The sequence below is a fragment of the Arthrobacter sp. SIMBA_036 genome, assembly GCF_046535135.1.
Lineage (GTDB): Bacteria > Actinomycetota > Actinomycetes > Actinomycetales > Micrococcaceae > Arthrobacter.
Map to the genome: position 1 here is coordinate 1 of NZ_JAWRXG010000087.1, position 328 is coordinate 328.

Here is a 328-nt window from a genome sequence, read left to right on the forward strand (position 1 = left end):
GTCGACGCTCAAGATGTGCCCGGGCTTCGATCTGGCGATCATCGATGATCAGAGCGAGGACGAAGAGACGAGGGCGGTCATCGACAGGCATCGCGGTTCGTTCCGGTATTGCCTGACATCGGAAGGTGCCAAAGAAGGGCGCCGCCACGGCCACTTATACAACAACATTCAAAGAATGTGCGAGCTGGCAGGTGCTCAGGGCTACGAGTATATCTTCCTGATCCAGGACGACATGCAGTTCGTGCGGCCGATGGATGAGGCTATTTGCCAGCAATATTACGATCTGTTCAACAGCGATAAAATGGTTCTGCAGGTCGATCCCCGGTTC

Annotated in this window: 1 protein-coding gene; it reads left to right on the forward strand. The window is 54.9% G+C overall.

Annotated elements, in window-relative coordinates:
- A partial coding sequence (locus SB659_RS19240; protein WP_410551549.1) for a hypothetical protein occupies nt 1-328 on the forward strand: 328 nt, incomplete at both ends.